At 70.0% G+C, this 16,142-nt stretch carries 9 protein-coding genes and 1 pseudogene; 5 read left to right on the top strand and 5 right to left on the bottom strand.

What is annotated here, in order from left to right; genetic code table 11:
• The first annotated feature begins 15 nt into the window (after positions 1–15).
• Positions 16–831, top strand: coding sequence for a dienelactone hydrolase family protein (locus tag ACWD3H_RS14195; protein ID WP_451955234.1), 816 nt, complete (start codon positions 16–18; stop codon positions 829–831).
• A 76-nt stretch (positions 832–907) separates the two neighbouring features.
• Here the strand turns inward: ACWD3H_RS14195 and ACWD3H_RS14190 are convergent, their stop codons facing one another.
• The 4 genes from ACWD3H_RS14190 to ACWD3H_RS14175 all read right to left on the bottom strand — a co-directional run bounded on the left by ACWD3H_RS14190 (position 908) and on the right by ACWD3H_RS14175 (position 2,513).
• Entirely contained in the window at positions 908–1,084 is a 177-nt protein-coding gene (locus ACWD3H_RS14190) for a hypothetical protein (protein ID WP_451955233.1), read from the bottom strand.
• Between the two features lie 159 nt (positions 1,085–1,243).
• Entirely contained in the window at positions 1,244–2,038 is a 795-nt protein-coding gene (locus ACWD3H_RS14185; protein WP_451955232.1) for a neutral zinc metallopeptidase, read from the bottom strand.
• A 116-nt stretch (positions 2,039–2,154) separates the two neighbouring features.
• Complete coding sequence (locus ACWD3H_RS14180; RefSeq protein WP_451955231.1) at positions 2,155–2,337, bottom strand: hypothetical protein; 183 nt, start codon at positions 2,335–2,337, stop codon at positions 2,155–2,157.
• Positions 2,334–2,513, bottom strand: coding sequence for a hypothetical protein (locus ACWD3H_RS14175; protein ID WP_451955230.1), 180 nt, complete (start codon positions 2,511–2,513; stop codon positions 2,334–2,336). Before ACWD3H_RS14175 ends, ACWD3H_RS14180 begins: the two co-directional genes overlap by 4 nt.
• A 55-nt stretch (positions 2,514–2,568) precedes the next feature.
• Between ACWD3H_RS14175 and ACWD3H_RS14170 the strand changes: the two genes are divergently transcribed.
• Together ACWD3H_RS14170 and ACWD3H_RS14165 are read left to right on the top strand one after the other, a co-directional pair.
• Positions 2,569–2,694, top strand: coding sequence for a hypothetical protein (locus ACWD3H_RS14170; protein WP_355551282.1), 126 nt, complete (start codon positions 2,569–2,571; stop codon positions 2,692–2,694).
• A gap of 80 nt (positions 2,695–2,774) precedes the next feature.
• The gene (locus ACWD3H_RS14165; RefSeq protein WP_451955229.1) at positions 2,775–4,028 is read left to right on the top strand and encodes a serine hydrolase domain-containing protein; all 1,254 of its coding nucleotides are present in this window, start codon (positions 2,775–2,777) and stop codon (positions 4,026–4,028) included.
• 208 nt (positions 4,029–4,236) lie between these two features.
• Here ACWD3H_RS14165 and ACWD3H_RS14160 read toward each other — a convergent pair.
• Positions 4,237–4,560, bottom strand: a pseudogene (locus tag ACWD3H_RS14160) (DNA glycosylase AlkZ-like family protein); the annotation flags it as partial.
• An 819-nt stretch (positions 4,561–5,379) separates the two neighbouring features.
• Between ACWD3H_RS14160 and ACWD3H_RS14155 the strand changes: the two are divergent.
• A complete protein-coding gene (locus ACWD3H_RS14155) occupies positions 5,380–14,877 on the top strand; it encodes a type I polyketide synthase (protein WP_451955383.1) in 9,498 nt (3,165 codons plus the stop codon).
• Between the two features lies 1 nt (position 14,878).
• Positions 14,879–16,142 (top strand): beta-ketoacyl synthase N-terminal-like domain-containing protein (locus ACWD3H_RS14150; protein ID WP_355551288.1); only part of this gene is annotated, 1,264 nt, incomplete at its 3' end.

The raw sequence follows: 16,142 nt of genomic DNA, 5'->3' as shown, positions 1-16,142 counted from the left end.
GGAGGACTTGACGATATGATCACGGACTTCTCCCGCCGACTCGTGGATGTGGAGGGGGTGGTGAAGACGGTGTACGCCGCGGGTTCCGGGCCGGCCGTCGTGTTGATGCCGGAGATGCCCGGCATCAGTCCTGACGTCCTTCGACTGGCACGGTGGGTGCGGGATGCGGGCTTCACCGTCTATGTCCCCTCACTTTTCGGGATCGACGGTGCCTATCCCACGGCCGAGGGCGGTATGGAGGTTGTCCGCCGCGCGTGTGTCAGTGCCGAGTTCCGCGCGTTCGCCGGGGGCGGCACCAGCCCGGTCACGGCATGGCTACGTGGGCTCGCGCGCCAAGCCCATGCCGAATGCGGCGGTCCGGGAGTCGGCGCGATCGGACTGTGCTTCACCGGCAACTTCGCTCTCACGATGGCGCTTGAGCCGGCTGTCATCGCGCCAGTGGTCAACCACCCGTCGCTGCCGCTGGACGACCCTGCCGGACTCGAGATCAGCGACGAGGACGCACGCGCGGTCCGAGACCGCATCGCGCGCGACGGACTGAAGGTTCTTGCCTACCGCTTCGACGACGACCGCTGGTGCACCGGCCAGCGCTTCGCCGCCTACCAGGCGCTCCTTGGCGACGCCTTCGACGGCCGTGTTCTTCCGGGCGGTTCCGCGAACACCAGCCCGCCACCGTTCTTCGGCGACGTGGTCGGGACCCCCCACAGCGTTGTCACCGCCCACCTCGTCGACGAGGACGGACATCCCACGCTGAAGGCCAGGGACGAGATCATCGCCTTCCTGACCGACCGCTTGAGCCCGTTCGAACATTCCGAGACGACATCCGACTGAGCGGCACAACGGTCACCAGCGCAATCGGCGATCAGATCCGGTCGTCGTGGCGTTGTGCGGTCAGTGGCGGGGCGGATCACTCGCGAGGCGGTGGTCTGCTGTCGGCTTTGGGCGGGGCGGGGTCGTGCTCGTCAGGCGTTGTCGTGTCCTGAGGTGCGGGCTCCTCGGGGCGGTCGTGGGTTTGCCGCCGGCTGAGCAGGATGTGCTGGTTGGCCAGGCAGACCATGAGCGCGGTCAGCAGCGTTTGGGCCACGCGGCCGTGCGCGAGCCGGTTCCTGGGGTCGCCGAGATCGATGTGGTGGCCCTTGATCCTGCCGTTGATGTCTTCGGTGTCGGCGAGGAACGCAGAAAGCCCGAGTCCTCGCTGTGGACTCGGGCTTGTCTGTCAGTGACCTGCGGTGGGAGGAACCCGTCAGGCGACGCGGGACGCCGGTGCGGTCCAGGTGTTGCACGCGGCAGGGGAAGCGCCGGCGAAGCCTCGCTGCAGCCAGGCGGCCCGGTTCTTGCCCGTGCCGTGACTGCGTTCCTTGTTGACCTTCTCATCGCCGCTGCCCCGGTAGTGGTCCACGACCTCCTTCCAGTCCTCGCCCCGGTAGTTCTGCGACGACCAGACGCTGGCCATGAACACCGCTCCCAGGCAGTCGGCCTGCAGCTCCAGGCGGCGGCTCTGCGCCAGCGCCTGCGTCTTGGTGCGGGCCGGCATGTCTTTGTAGGCGGTCCACATGCCGGTGAGGTTCTGCACGTGGTGGGCGTACTCGTGTGCGATCAGGTGCAGCATCACCGGGTCGGCCGGTGCTTTGACGGCGTAGTCGCTGATCATGATGACCAGCCGCCGCTCGCTGGTGCAGTAGCGGCCGGTGTTGTACCTGCCCCATGCCGACCCACACGCGCGGCCGGGCTTGGTCATGAACTGGATTGTCGGCTTCTTGAAGGCCAGGCCCGTCTTCTTCAGCTGCTTGGACCATGAGGCGTTCAAGCAGCCCAGCATCGCCGTCAGGTGCTTTTTCGTGGCGGCGACGCTGCCGGAGTCTTCGGGGTGCTGAGCGCAGGGCAGCGTCAGCTTGCCGCTGCGATACAGCGGATTATGGGTCAACGCCTTGGTGCCGGTGGGAACCGGCGTGCCGACACTGGCGCCGGCGTGGGCGGTACCGGTAAGCAGCAGGCCAACCAGAACCCCGGCCAGCAGGGCGATATGGGGGGTACGCATGAAGCAGAACTGTACAGAAGGGACGATAGACGCTAGAGGCCGTCAGGTGCATGGTTCTTGATTCGATCCCGATGGATCGTCGGGATCAAGCGCCGTACGCCCCTCACTGGAACCGGTCAGCCGGGGCATTGAGCAGCCGCGTGTACCACCCCGCGTCGTGCTGGCTGACCTTCCGAATGAACATCGAACACCGGCATCGAGGTGTTGCGGTGGCCGACCAGGCGGGAGATGTTTTCCAGGGGGATATCGGAGTCCGACAGCAGCGAGACGAAGCTGTGGCGCATCTCATGGGCGTTCACTCCTTCTCGTTCAGGTCGGCCTTCTTGAGTACGGACCGGAACGAGCGCCGGACGTTGTGCGCGTCGAGCTCCGTACCGACCTTGGACGCGAACACGAGGTCGTTGTCCTGCCAGTTCTTCCCTGCTGCCTTGCGGGCCACGTCCTGGTGCTCACGGTGAAGCTTGAGAGCGTCCACGCAACGCCGTGGCATGGCCGGCGTGCGTCGGGACTTGCGGGTCCAGGATTGCTCCGTGCCACCCGGCGACTACGCGCCGACTGTCGACCCCGTCACGCTGCCGGTCACCTTCGCGGTGGTGTTCGTCGTCAACGGCCTGCTGGAGGAGGTCTTCTACATACGGCGCCCCGAAAAGTCCTGATTGGCGTAAGTCAAAAATGCATCCTAAGATCCGCTACCGGTATCCAGAGCCTTTTTGAACCGCCGATTCAAGGAGTCCATGTGACGCTGCTCAGCAGGCGAAGCTTTCTTCAGGCGAGTACCGCGATGGTACCCGCGGCCGTGTTCGGCGCGCCGCCTGTGCGGGCTAGCAGCGCCCCGGCGGTGGAGGTGTCCGGGGTCGCGCCCGCCGCGCTCGCCGGGTTCGACCGGGTCCTGAAGACCTACATCACTGAGCGCGACATCTCCTGTGCTCAGCTCGCCATCGTCAAGAACGGCAAGCTCGTCCTGGCGCGTGGTTACCGGTACTCCAGCGACGGCCGGGCCGTCCCCGTGGTGTCGCCCACCTCGCTTTTCCGGATCGCGAGCCTGAGCAAGCACATCACCGCCACCGCCATCATGCGCCTGGTCCAGGACGGCAAGCTAACCCTGGGCGCCTCGGTGGCCGGCCTGCTCGGCCTGTCCACCGCGGCGGATCCCCGGCTGGCCAGTGTGACGGTACTACGGCTGCTGCAGCACACCGGCGGCTGGGACAGCGCCATCTCGAAGGACTATCTGTATCTGGACCACGTGATCGCCGGCGCGCTCGGCGTACCGCTGCCGATCACCCAGGACCACATCATCGCGTATGCGAGCAGCCGCCCGCTCGACTTCGCCCCCGGCAGCCGCTACGCGTACAGCAACTACGGCTACATGCTGCTCGGCCGGATCGTCGAGAAGGTCTCCGGTCAGAGCTACGAGTCCTACGTCAAGCAGAAGCTGCTGGCGCCCGTCGGCATCACCCGGTTGAAGCTCGGTCGTACGCTCCGCGCCGAGGCCGCGCCCGGCGAGGTGTTCTATGAGTCGCGTTTCACCAGTAAGACCGTCACGGATCCTACGGGCGCCGTGGTACCCACCCCGTACGGCGGCTTCAGCATGACCAACCGCGGCCCCGGCGGCGGCTGGCTGGCCTCCGCGGTGGACCTGGTCAGGTTCGCGGGGATCTTCAACGCGGCCGGTCCGGTGCTCAACGCGACCTCCATCGGCAAGATGTTCGCCAAGCCGGAGATCGGCGTCACCTCGAGCGGTTCCTGGTACGGCGCGGGCTGGTGGGTGCGCCAGGTGACCGGGCACCTCAACACCTGGCACGACGGCTCGCTGCCCGGCACCTACACCTATCTGGCCCGGCTGCAGAACGGCTTCACCTACGCCGCGCTGTTCAACCGCCGGGAGGAGAGCGGCAGCCTCGACTTCGACGTGCTGAGCCCGCAGATCAACGCCGAGATCGGCAAGGTCACCACCTGGCCCACCACCGACCTCAGCTCCCGTTACTTCTGAGCGGCTCTCCCGCACCCGCCGGGCCGGTCACGGTTACGACGGGGGCGGGTCCGGCGGTCGGACACGGATCGAGGTGGTGCTGTCATCGGCGAAAGCGCTCCTCACGCTCTCGGGGGAGGCGCTTTACGGCACCTTCGAGCGAGTCGGGCTGGGGCCGGGTTCTTTCGTGAAAGGCCGAGTCGGCCATGCTCGCGGGCGTCGTCTGAGATCAGTGGGCGCCGTCGACGGAGTGGAAGCGGATGTCGTGGCTGCCGGCGTCTGCGGCCGCGAAGCGCAGCAGGCGGATGCCCTCCTCGGTCACGGCGGCCTCGTCGCGTCTTCCCAGAGGTTCGAAAAGCTTGACGACCAACGTCGCCGTACCCTCCTTGTCGCGTTTGATGGCCCAGAGTCCGCGCACGAAGCCGTCCACGGTCATCGCCGCCTCGACGATGGTGTGCTTGCGCTGCTCGTCGGTCATCAGGCGGGTCCGATCGGCGTGGGCGAGCACCACGTTGTCGAGCGCGGCCAGGAAGCGGACCGGCGCGGGAACGTCCGGACCGGATCTGTCCGTAGATCACGCCGCGGCTCATGCTGACACCGTCCTCCGCGACGGTGCCCCGCACATGTCAATGAGCGACGTGGAAGCGCGGGGAGTACATCGGGGGCACGCGACTCGTATGGCGTCGCCGAGCACGGATGCCGTGCGGACCTGATGGCGTGCGGACCTGATGGCGTGCGGCGGACACTACGCGGTGGCTGGTCGCCGGGCGGGACGGTACGGCCTCAACACCGCTGAGCTGGGCGACCACAGTGATCCCCAAGAGTTTCACAAGTGGCCTCTGTGATTTTGAGCGAGCACATTCCAATCGGGGAAAGGGCTCCTCCGAGATGACCGACTTCGACATGACCGCTCGCCGGCTCGACAACGGCGAGCCCGCCGCCGTCACCGGTGGCATGGCCCCGAACGTCGACCGGCTCAACTTCGACTGACGCGACGCCGTCGTCTCGTCCCTGCCATAGTCGGTCGGTATCTGTGGGGTGCCTGCGCGGGCGTCCCCCACACCCCGGAAAACCGGCCGGCCTTCCCCACGACCGCTTCCACCGGCTGTCGTCGATCCGCCCCTTCCTGCCGACACGGCGGGACGGACGCCGAGCGACTTCTGTACTCCTGTGGCGGCGTTTCACATCTCCAGCAAAGGCACCACTGTTTCCGGCCCCTGGCGTGTACCCCCTGGATGACGTCCCCTACGACAGCTGAGCATGCGACGCGTCTCGGATTCATACGTCTGCTTACCCTGCGGAAGGACCATTTCCTGTGCGCGCCGACGAGACGGCACATAATCCAACGAGCAATTCCGATGAGCGGATCGCGATCGTCGGAGTGTCCTGCCGGCTTCCCAAGGCGCCGAATCCGGAGGCGTTCTGGCGGTTGCTCCGGGATGGTGTGGACGCACTGACGCCCGTGCCCGAGGGCCGGTGGGACATTGAGCCGGGAGATGACACCTCTCCGGATCACGCGGGTGTCCGGCACGGTGGATTCCTCGACGGGGTCGCCGAGTTCGACGCGGGCTTTTTCGGGATTTCGCCCCGTGAGGCCGTCGTCATGGATCCCCAGCAGCGGTTGATGCTGGAGCTGGCCTGGGAGGCGCTCGAAGACGGGGGCATCCTCCCCGCATCCCTGGCCGGTAGCCGGACGGCGGTTTTCGTCGGGGCGACAGGGGATGAGTACGCCCGGTTGCTGGATCGGCAGGGAACCGCCGCCATCTCTCAGCACACCCTGACGGGGCTGAACCGGGGCCTCATCGCCAATCGCGTGTCGTACGCCCTGGGGTTGCGGGGGCCCAGCCTGACGGTGGACGCCGCGCAGGCTTCGTCCCTGGTCGCCGTCCATCTGGCGGTCGAGAGCCTGCGGAGCGGGGAGTCGGCTCTCGCGCTGGTGGGCGGGGTGAACCTCGACATCCTGCCGGAGGGGACCCTGGCTGCGGCAAGGTTCGGTGGTCTGTCCGCGGATGGCCGTTGTTTCACCTTCGATGCCCGCGCGAACGGGTTCGTACGCGGCGAGGGCGGGGTCGTCGTCGTGCTCAAGCCGCTGGCTCGCGCGTTGGCGGACGAGGACCGGATCTACTGCGTGATCCGGGGCAGCGCGGTGAACAACGACGGTGCCACCGATGGGCTGACCGTGCCCGACACCGACGCCCAGGCGGACGTGCTGCGGCGCGCGTGCGCGCGGGCCGGTGTCTCGCCCGTACAGGTGCAGTACGTGGAGTTGCACGGCACCGGGACCAGGCGCGGCGATCCGATCGAGGCCGCCGCCCTCGGTTCGGCGGTAGGCGCCTTTCGCCCGGTGGACAGCCCGCTCGTCGTCGGGTCCGTCAAGACGAATGTCGGTCATCTGGAGGCGGCCGCCGGAATCGTGGGCCTGCTCAAAGTCGCCCTGAGCATCGAGGCGCGGACGTTGCCGGCGAGTTTGAACTTCAAATCGCCTTCTCCGGCCATCCCGCTCGACGAGCTGAATCTGCGCATGCGGACGGCTTCGGGTCCCTGGCCTCATCCGGATCGGCCCCTGATCGCCGGCGTCAGCTCGTTCGGGATGGGAGGTACCAACGCTCATGTGATCATGGAGGAGGCGCCGCCGGTCGCTGAGCCCTCGTCGGCCGGCCTCGTGGAGGACCCTGGCGGGCCGGGGGTGGTGCCCTGGGTGGTCTCGGGCCGGTCGGAGGCGGCGTTGGCCGCGCAGGCCGCCCGGTTGGCGGAGTGCGTCGAGGCCGATCCCGGGCTGCGTCCCGTGGATCTGGGCTACAGCCTCGCGACCACGCGTACCGCCTTCGAGCATCGGGCGGTGGTGTTGGGGAGCGAGCGCGGCGACCTTCTCCGTGGCCTGACCGCGCTGGCCGGGGACGCCGCGACGCCCAACCTCGTGCGGGGCACGCCCGTGCCCGGCAAGACCGTGTTCGTCTTCCCCGGCCAGGGGTCCCAGTGGGCCGGCATGGCCGTCGAACTCTCCGAAGCCTCCGCCGCGTTCGCCGGGGCGCTCGACGAGTGCGCCGAGGCCCTGGCTCCACATGTTCGCTGGAACCTCGGTGAGGTACTCCGTGATCCCGCCGCTCTCCAGTCCGTCGAGGTCGTGCAGCCCGCTCTGTTCGCGGTGATGGTCTCCCTCGCCCGGCACTGGGAGGCGCACGGGGTGCACCCCGAGGCCGTGGTCGGGCATTCCCAGGGTGAGATCGCCGCGGCCTGCGTCGCCGGTGCGGTGAGCCTGGCGGACGCCGCCCGGATCGTGGCCCTGCGCAGCCGGGCCCTCACCCGCCTCGCCGGTACGGGCGGGATGGCCTTCCTGGGGCTCCCCGCCGACGAGGTCCGCGGCGAGTTGGCCGGTCGGCGCGGGCGTCTGGCCGTCGCCGCCGTCAACGGCCCCGCCGCGACCGTCGTGTCCGGAGACGCCGACGCCGTCGCCGAGATAGTGGCGGACCTGCAAGCCAGGGGAGTCCACGCGCGGGTCATCGCGGTCGACTACGCCTCCCACTGCGCACATGTGGAGGTGCTACGGGAGCCGATCCTCGACGGGCTCGGTTCGATCAAGCCGTCTTTTGGCCGGGTCCCTTTCCATTCGACCGTCACCGGCGAGATCATGGATACCGCCGGGCTCGACGCCGACTACTGGTATCGGAACCTTCGCCGGCCGGTCGACTTCGAACACGCGGTCCGCGGTCTGCTGGCCGCGGGATACCACCGCTTCATCGAGATCAGCCCGCACCCCGTACTGACCACCGCGATCATGGACACGGCCGCTGACGCGGATTCCCCTGTCGCCGTCATCGACTCACTGCGTCGTGACGACGGCGGCTCCGCTCGCTTCCGAACCTCACTCGCCCACGCTCACGTCAGCGGCGCACCGGTCGACTGGACCACCACACTCACCGCCGGCCGGCGGGTCTGCCTGCCGACCTATGCCTTCCAGCGCCGGTCGTACTGGCCCGGCGCGGTGGCGCGGCCCGCCCGCGTCGCGGCGGCGGGGGACGGGGCCGGCGAGCTCCGGCCGGTCGATCGGACGCCGGACGTCCCCGGTACGGAGACCTCGCCGCTCTCCGGCCGGCTGACCGCGGCGAACGCGGAGGAGCGGCCGCGGGTCCTGCTGGAGTTCGTGCGGGCACACACCGCGGCGGTCATGGGCCATGCCGGTCCGGACGCCGTCGAGCCCGGGCAGATGTTCAAGGACCTGGGGTTCGACTCGCTCATGGCGGTCGAACTCGGCAACCGGCTGACCGACGCGGCCGGGCTGCGACGCGATGCCACGCTCGTCTACGCCCATCCCACCCCCGAAGCGCTCGCCCGCCACCTCGGCGAGGCGGTGCGGGGCGGCGGCCGCACGGGAGCAGCGCGGGACGAGGACGCGGAGGTCAGAGCCGGCGAACCGATCGCGATCATCGGAATGGCCTGCCGTTATCCGGGCGGTGTCGGTTCACCGGAGGATCTGTGGCGGCTGGTGGCGGACGAGGTCGACGCGACGGGGCCGTTCCCGCCCGATCGAGGGTGGGACCTGAGCCGGCTGTACGACCCGCGGCCGGGAGTGCCGGGCCGGACCTATGTCCGGCGTGGCGGTTTCCTCGACGCCGCCGCCTTCGACGCCGACTTCTTCGGGATCGGCCCCCGCGAGGCCGCCGCGATGGATCCCCAGCAGCGGCTGCTGCTGGAGGTCGCCTGGGAGGCGTTCGAACGGCCCGGCATCGATCCGGCCACGCTGCGTGGCGCACCTGTCGGGGTGTTCGTCGGCGCCGGAGCCCAGGAGTACGGCCCGCGCCTGTACGAACCGGCGGAGGGCCACAACGGTTACCTGCTGACCGGGAACTCGCCCAGCGTCGCGTCCGGGCGGATCGCGCACACGTTCGCCTTCGAAGGCCCGAGCATCACGGTCGACACAGCCTGCTCCTCCTCCCTGGTCGCCATGCACCTCGCCTCCCAGGCCCTGCGTCAGGGCGAATGCTCGATGGCACTGGCCGGTGGTGCCGCCGTCTTGTCCAGCCCCGGATTGTTCGTCGAGTTCAGCATGCAGCGGGGGCTGTCCCACGACGGCCGGTGCAAGCCCTTCGCCGCCCAGGCCGATGGCACCGCCTGGGGGGAGGGCGTCGCTCTCGTACTCATGGAGCGCCTGTCCGATGCCCGGCGTCTGGGTCACCAGGTGCTCGCGGTGATCCGGGGATCGGCGGTGAACCAGGACGGCGCGAGCAACGGTCTGACCGCGCCGAACGGGCTGTCGCAGCAGCGTGTGATCAGGCAGGCGCTGACGGCCGCCGGGCTCGGCGAAGGCGACGTGGACGCGGTGGAGGCCCACGGCACCGGTACCACCGTGGGCGACCCGATCGAGGCCCAGGCCATCATCGCCACCTATGGCCAGAACCGGCCGGTCGATCAGCCGCTGTGGCTGGGGTCGATGAAGTCCAACATCGGCCATACCCAGGCCGCGGCCGGGGTCGGCGGTGTGATCAAGATGGTCATGGCGATGAAGCGTCGCATCCTGCCCAAGACCCTGCACGTCGACGAGCCCAGCCCGCACGTCGACTGGGCGGGTGGGGCCGTGTCGCTGCTCACCGAACCGCGGCCGTGGCTCCCGTACGGGCGGCCGCGGCGGGCGGCGGTGTCGTCCTTCGGGATCAGCGGCACGAACGCGCACCTCATCTTGGAGGAGCCGCCGTCGGTCGCCGAACCCACGGCGGCTGACTCCACGGACGTGGGCACAGCGGAGCATCGTGCGCTGCCTTGGCTCCTGTCGGGCAAGTCCGAGGGGGCGCTGCGTGCGCAGGCCGCTCGACTGGCGGAGTTCGTCCGGGCCGATCCGGAACTGCGGCCGGTCGACGTGGCCTACAGCCTGGCCACCGCCCGCGCCGTGTTCGAGCATCGCGCGGCGGTGATGGGAGGCGAACACGCGGACTTCCTCCCCGGCCTGACCGCGCTGGCCGAGGGAGTCGCGGCCCCCAACGTCTCCCAGGGCGTGCCCGCGCACGGCAGGACGGTGTTCGTCTTTCCCGGGCAGGGCTCTCAGTGGGCGGGCATGGCCGTCGAACTGGCCGAACACTCACCGGTCTTCGCCGAGGCGCTCGCCGAGTGCGCGGACGCCCTGGCTCCGTACGTTCCGTGGGACCTGCATGAGGTGCTTCACGATGCAGGCGCTCTGGCCCGTGTGGACGTCGTGCAGCCCGCCCTGTTCGCCGTCATGGTGTCCTTGGCCCGGAACTGGGAGGCCCATGGCGTTCGCCCGGACGCGGTCGTCGGTCATTCCCAGGGGGAGATCGCCGCGGCGTGTGTCGCGGGAGCCCTGTCCTTGGCGGACGCCGCGCGTGTCGTCGCCCTGCGCAGCCGGGCACTGACCGCGCTCGCCGGTACCGGCGGCATGGCGTTCCTGGGCGTGCCGGCTGATCGTGTCCGCGAGGAACTGGCCGGTTGGCGAGGGCATCTGTCGGTGGCCACGGTCAACGGTCCGGCCGCCACCGTAGTGTCGGGGGACGCGGACGCGGTCGAGGAGATCATGGCCGTCTACCGGGCCAGAGGGGCGCAGGCCCGGAGGGTCGCGGTGGACTACGCCTCTCACTGCCCGCACGTGGAGGCTCTTCGTGAGCCGATCCTCGAAGCGCTCGCCGCGATAGCGCCACGGGCGGGGCGGATCCCGTTCTACTCCACCGTCACAGGCGAGGTGCTGGACACCGCGGGACTGGACGCGGGCTACTGGTATCGCAACCTGCGCCATGGTGTGGAGTTCGAGCGTACGATCCGTACCCTGATCCAGGATGGACACGACCGTTTCGTCGAGGTCAGCCCGCATCCGGTGCTGACCGGTGCGATCGAGGACACGGCGGTCGACGCGGGAGCCACCGTCGCGGTCATCGAGTCGCTACGCCGCCAGGAGGGCGGGCCGGCGCGGTTCAGCGCCTCGCTCGCCGACGCCTGGGTCAGCGGCGCGCCGGTCGACCCGATGCCGCTCCTCGGAGCCGGACGCCGCCGCGATCTGCCGACGTACGCGTTCCAGCGCCGGTCCTACTGGCTGACTCCCGCCCTCGGTGCGGGCGACGTGACGCGGGCAGGGGTGGATGCGGCGGACCATCCGTTGCTGGGCGTGGCGGTGGAGGTGGCCGACGGCGCCGGTGTCATCCTCACGGGTTCGTTGTCGCGAAGCGCGCACCCGTGGCTGGCCGATCACGCGGTGCTGGGCCGGGTGCTGCTGCCGGGCGCCGCGTTCGCGGAACTGGCGCTGCACGCGGCGGACCGTCTGGACTGTGGGGGGATCGAGGAGCTGACACTGGAGGCGCCGCTGGCGGTGCCGGATGAGGGCGGGCAGGTGTCCGTCCAACTCCTCATCGCCGGACCCGGCGATGAGGGGCGGCGCTCGTTCACGATCCATTCTCGCCGGGGCGGGGCCTCGGCGGACGGGGACCGGTGGACGCGGAACGCCTCCGGAGTGCTGGCACCCCTGATCGTCGGCAAGGAGGAGCACCTGGCGGTGTGGCCGCCCGCAGGCGCGACGGCGATGGCGCTCGACGGAGCGTACGAGCGGCTGGCCGAGCGGGGATACGGTTATGGGCCGGCTTTTCAGGGGGTGCACGCGGTCTGGCGGCGGGGCGAGGAGATCTTCGCCGAGGTGCGGCTGCCCGAGCCGGTGGTCAGCGACGGCTACGGAATTCACCCGGCGCTGCTGGACGCGGCCCTGCAGACGATCCTCGTAGCCGGCGTGGGTGCCGACGCCGTACGATTGCCGTTCTCCTGGAGCGGGGTGCGCCTGTTCGCCACAGGGGCGCGGACGTTGCGCGTCCGGGTGTCCCCTACGTCCGCTGACGCCGTCAGCCTGGTCTGCGCCGACTCGGGCGGGGCGCCGGTCGCGCTGGTGGAGGAGCTCACGCTCCGGCCCGTGAGCGCGGAGCAGCTGGGCCTCCTCGACCGTCCCGTTGCCGGTGAGGGGCGTGACGAGGGGATGCACCTGCTCGCCTGGACGCCGATCGACGCGGTCGAGACGCCGATGAACACCGCCTCGGACACCGCCTCGACCTGGGGGGTCGTACGGCTCGGCGCCGACGGGCAGGACCGCCCGGGGACGGAGCCGCTTGCCGGCCTTCCGTCCGGTCGACGGTTCGCCGGTCTGGATCAGCTGCGCGCGTGGCTCGACGATCACCCGGTCCCCACCGGACCAGGCGTGGTGGTCGCCGTGGTGGACGCGGACAGGAACTGGGAGAGCGCCTCCGCGGCCGCCGGCCGTGTCGAAAACGTGCTGAGCCTGGTGCGGGGCTGGCTCGCTGACGAGCGGTTCGACGGGTCGCAGCTGGTGGTGGTGACACGCGGTGCGGTCGCGGCGCTTGACGGCGAGAGTGTCAGCGACGTGGCGGCCGCGGTGTGGGGGCTGGTCCGTACCGCGCAGACCGAGAATCCGCAGCGGCTGGCGCTGATCGACGTGGACGGACGTCAGGCGTCGGACGCCGCGCTGCCGGGTGCGATCGGGACCGCGTCGACGGGAGGCGAGTCCCAGCTCGCGGTTCGTGAGGGGCGGCTGCTGGCGGCACGGGTGGTCCCGTATCCGGCTCAGAGGGGTGCGCTGGTGCCGCCGGGGCGGAGCGGCTGGCGGCTGGAGGTGACCGAGCAGGGCGGTCTGGACGCCCTGGCGTTGGTCGGCCGCCCGGAGTTGGTCGGTGGGCTGGAGTCCGGGCAGGTCCGTGTCGCGCTGCGGGCGGCCGGGCTGAACTTCCGGGATGTGCTCATCGCACTGGACATGCTGGCCGACCGCAGGGTGCTCCGGGAGGGTGCCGGAGTCGTTGTCGAGGTCGGCGCGGAGGTCACGGGAGTGCGGCCGGGCGACCGGGTGATGGGGTTGTTCCCGAACGGCGCCGGGCCGGTGACGGTGACGGATCAGCGCCTGGTCGCCCGGATACCGGGAGGCTGGTCGTTCGCGCAGGCGGCCGGGGTGCCGGTGGTGTTCCTGACCGCGTTCCACGGGCTTGTGGACCTGGCCGGACTGAGGCCGGGGGAATCGCTCCTGGTTCACGCGGGAGCCGGCGGTGTGGGCATGGCGGCGATCCAGCTGGCCCGGCATCTGGGTGCGGAGGTCTACGCGACCGCGAGCGACGGCAAGTGGGACATCCTGCGCGGCCTCGGGGTGGACGACGGGCGGATCGCCTCCACCCGGGACCTGGCCTTCACCCAGCGTTTCCGGCGAGCCACCGGCGGTCGCGGTGTGGATGTGGTGCTGAACTCACTGGCGCGGGAGTTCGTCGACGCCTCCCTCGATCTGCTGCCCCGTGGGGGCCGTTTCATCGAGATGGGCAAGACCGACCTACGCGACCCCGACGAGATCGCCAGGGCCCATCCCGGCGTCGCCTACCAGGCGTTCGACCTGTTGCGGCTGGAACCCGATCGTGTTCAGCGGATGCTCGTGGAGCTGGTCGGGCTGTTCGAACGGGGAGTGCTCCAGCCGTTGCCGGTGACCTGCTGGGATATCCGGCAGGCTCCGCAGGCCTTCCGGTTCATGAGTCAGGCCCGTCATGTCGGGAAGATCGTGCTCACGGTGCCCGCGCCGTTCGACCCGGAGGGTACGGTTCTGATCACCGGTGGAACCGGGACGCTGGGCTCGTTCGTGGCCCGGCACCTCGTCCGCCGGCACGGCGCCCGCAGGCTCCTGCTGACCAGCCGGCGCGGACCGGACGCCGAAGGGGCCTCGGAACTGGCGGCGGAACTCGGCGCACTCGGCGCGCGAGTGGAGATCGTCGCATCCGACATCGGCGACCGCGACGCTCTGGCCGGCCTGCTCGCCGGACGCGAGCTGACCATGGTGGTCCACGCCGCGGGCGTGTTGCGCGACGGTGTCATCGGCTCCCTGACATCGGAGCGGTTCTGGGAGGTGTGGCGCCCGAAGGCCCAGGCGGCCTGGATCCTGCACGAGCTCACCCGCGATCAGGACCTGACCGCGTTCGTCATGTTCTCCTCCGCCCTCGGTACGCTGGGCGGCCCCGGGCAGGCCAACTACGCCGCCGCCAACGCCTACCTCGACGCCCTGGCCCATCACCGCCATACCCGTGGCCTGCCCGGCCTCTCCCTCGCCTGGGGACTGTGGGAACAGGGCAGTGGTATGACAGGGGGCCTCACCAGCACCGACCTGCGGCGGATGACCCGCTCGGGCCTCAAACCCCTCACCGCCGAGTCCGGGCTCGCCCTGTTCGACAGGGCGTTGTCGACCGGCGATCCGTTCCTGCTGCTCACGGAGTTCGACGGGGCGGCGCTGGTCGCCGCGGCCCGTGAGGGGACCGTGCCGCCGCTGCTGCGGGGGCTGGTCCGCACACCGGCCCGGCGCACCGCCGGTGCCGCCGCTCCATCAGGCACCGTCTCGCTCGCCGAACAGCTCGCCGGGCTGACCGAAGTCGCCCAGCACGGCCTGTTGCTCGACATGGTCCGCGGTCACGTGGCCGCCACCCTCGGGCACGCCGACTCCGCCGGCGTCGACGTCCGCCGCGCGTTCAAGGAGGTCGGCTTCGACTCCCTGTCCGCGGTCGAACTTCGCAACCGCCTCAACACGGCCACCGGCCTGCGCCTCCCCTCCAGCCTCATCTTCGACCACCCGACTCCGGAGGCGGTCGCGCTCCACCTGCACGCCACGGTCGCCGGGCCCACCGCTGAGGCCGACCCGGAGGAGAGCGCCGTACGCGCCACGCTCGCCGCCATTCCGCTGTGGAAGCTACGTGAAACCGGACTGATGGAGCAGTTGCTGGCCCTCGCCAACGGTTCACCGGCACACGACACCGTGCGAATTCCGAGTACCGACGACATCGACGCCATGGACCCCCGTGACCTTCTAGAACTGGCCCACGACTATTCCTCGTGGCCGGGTGAATCGGAGAGTTGAGATGAAGGCATCCGACGAAGAGCTCGTCGAGGCGCTGCGCCGCTCTCTGAAAGAGATCCAGCGGCTGAAGCAGGCCAATCAGCGTTCGGCCGACCGGGCACGCGAACCGATCGCCATCGTGGGCATCGGTTGCCGTTATCCGGGCGGGGTGCGCTCGGCGCGGGATCTGGGGCGGTTGGTCGCGGACGGGGTGGACGCACTCGGGGCGTTTCCCGTCAACCGAGAGTGGGACCTTGACGCCTTGTTCCATCCGGATCCTGATCACGCCGGAACCACGTACGCGCGAGAGGGAGGGTTCCTGCACGACGCGGATGGGTTCGACGCGGAGTTCTTCGGCATCTCGCCCCGTGAGGCGCTGGGGATGGATCCGCAGCAGCGGTTGCTGCTGGAGGTCGCCTGGGAGACGCTCGAACACGCGGGCATCGACCCGGCCGGCTTGCGCGGCACCGCGACAGGGGTGTTCGTCGGAGCTCTGACCTCCGAGTACGGCCCCCGCCTGCACGAGCCGACCGCGGGCTACGACGGCTACCTGCTGACCGGGAGCACCCTCAGCGTGGCGTCCGGCCGCATCGCGTACACACTGGGCTTGGAGGGGCCGGCGATCACGGTGGACACCGCGTGTTCCTCCTCGCTGGTGGCGATCCATCTGGCCGTTCAGGCGTTGCGCCGGGGTGAGTGCGAGCTGGCGCTGGCCGGCGGTGTCACGGTCATGGCGACCCCGGGGATGTACGTGGAGTTCGCGCGACAGCGGGGGCTGGCGCCCGATGGGCGGTGTAAGTCGTTCGCCGCGGCGGCCGATGGGACCGGCTGGGGCGAGGGCGCCGGGATGCTGCTGCTGGAGAGGTTGTCCGATGCCCGTCGTCTGGGTCACCCGGTGCTGGCGGTGATTCGGGGGACGGCGGTGAACCAGGACGGGGCTTCCAACGGACTGACGGCTCCTAGCGGTCCTTCGCAGCAGCGTGTCATTCGTGCTGCTCTGGCGGAGGCGGGGTTGGCCGCCGCGGAGGTGGACGCGGTGGAGGCGCACGGGACCGGGACCACGTTGGGCGATCCGATCGAGGCGCAGGCGATCCTCGCCACCTATGGGCAGGACCGGCCGGCCGATCGGCCGTTGTGGCTGGGGTCGCTGAAATCCAACATCGGCCACACCATGGCCGCCGCCGGCGTGGGCGGTGTGATCAAGATGGTGGTGGCGATGGAGCGGGGGGTGTTGCCGAGGACGTTGCATGTGGATGAGCCGAGTCCGCATGTGGACTGGTCTGCGG

The organism is Streptosporangium sp. NPDC002607 (assembly GCF_053592655.1).
Note: the sequence above shows the minus strand (reverse complement) of the source record. Positions and strands in the feature narration are given on the sequence as shown.

What these genes read in the sequence shown, in the direction of transcription:
- ACWD3H_RS14195 (WP_451955234.1), top strand. Translation starts at nt 16, where the DNA reads ATGATCACGGACTTCTCCCGCCGACTCGTGGATGTGGAGGGGGTGGTG.
- ACWD3H_RS14185 (WP_451955232.1), bottom strand. Translation starts at nt 2,038, where the DNA reads ATGCGTACCCCCCATATCGCCCTGCTGGCCGGGGTTCTGGTTGGCCTG.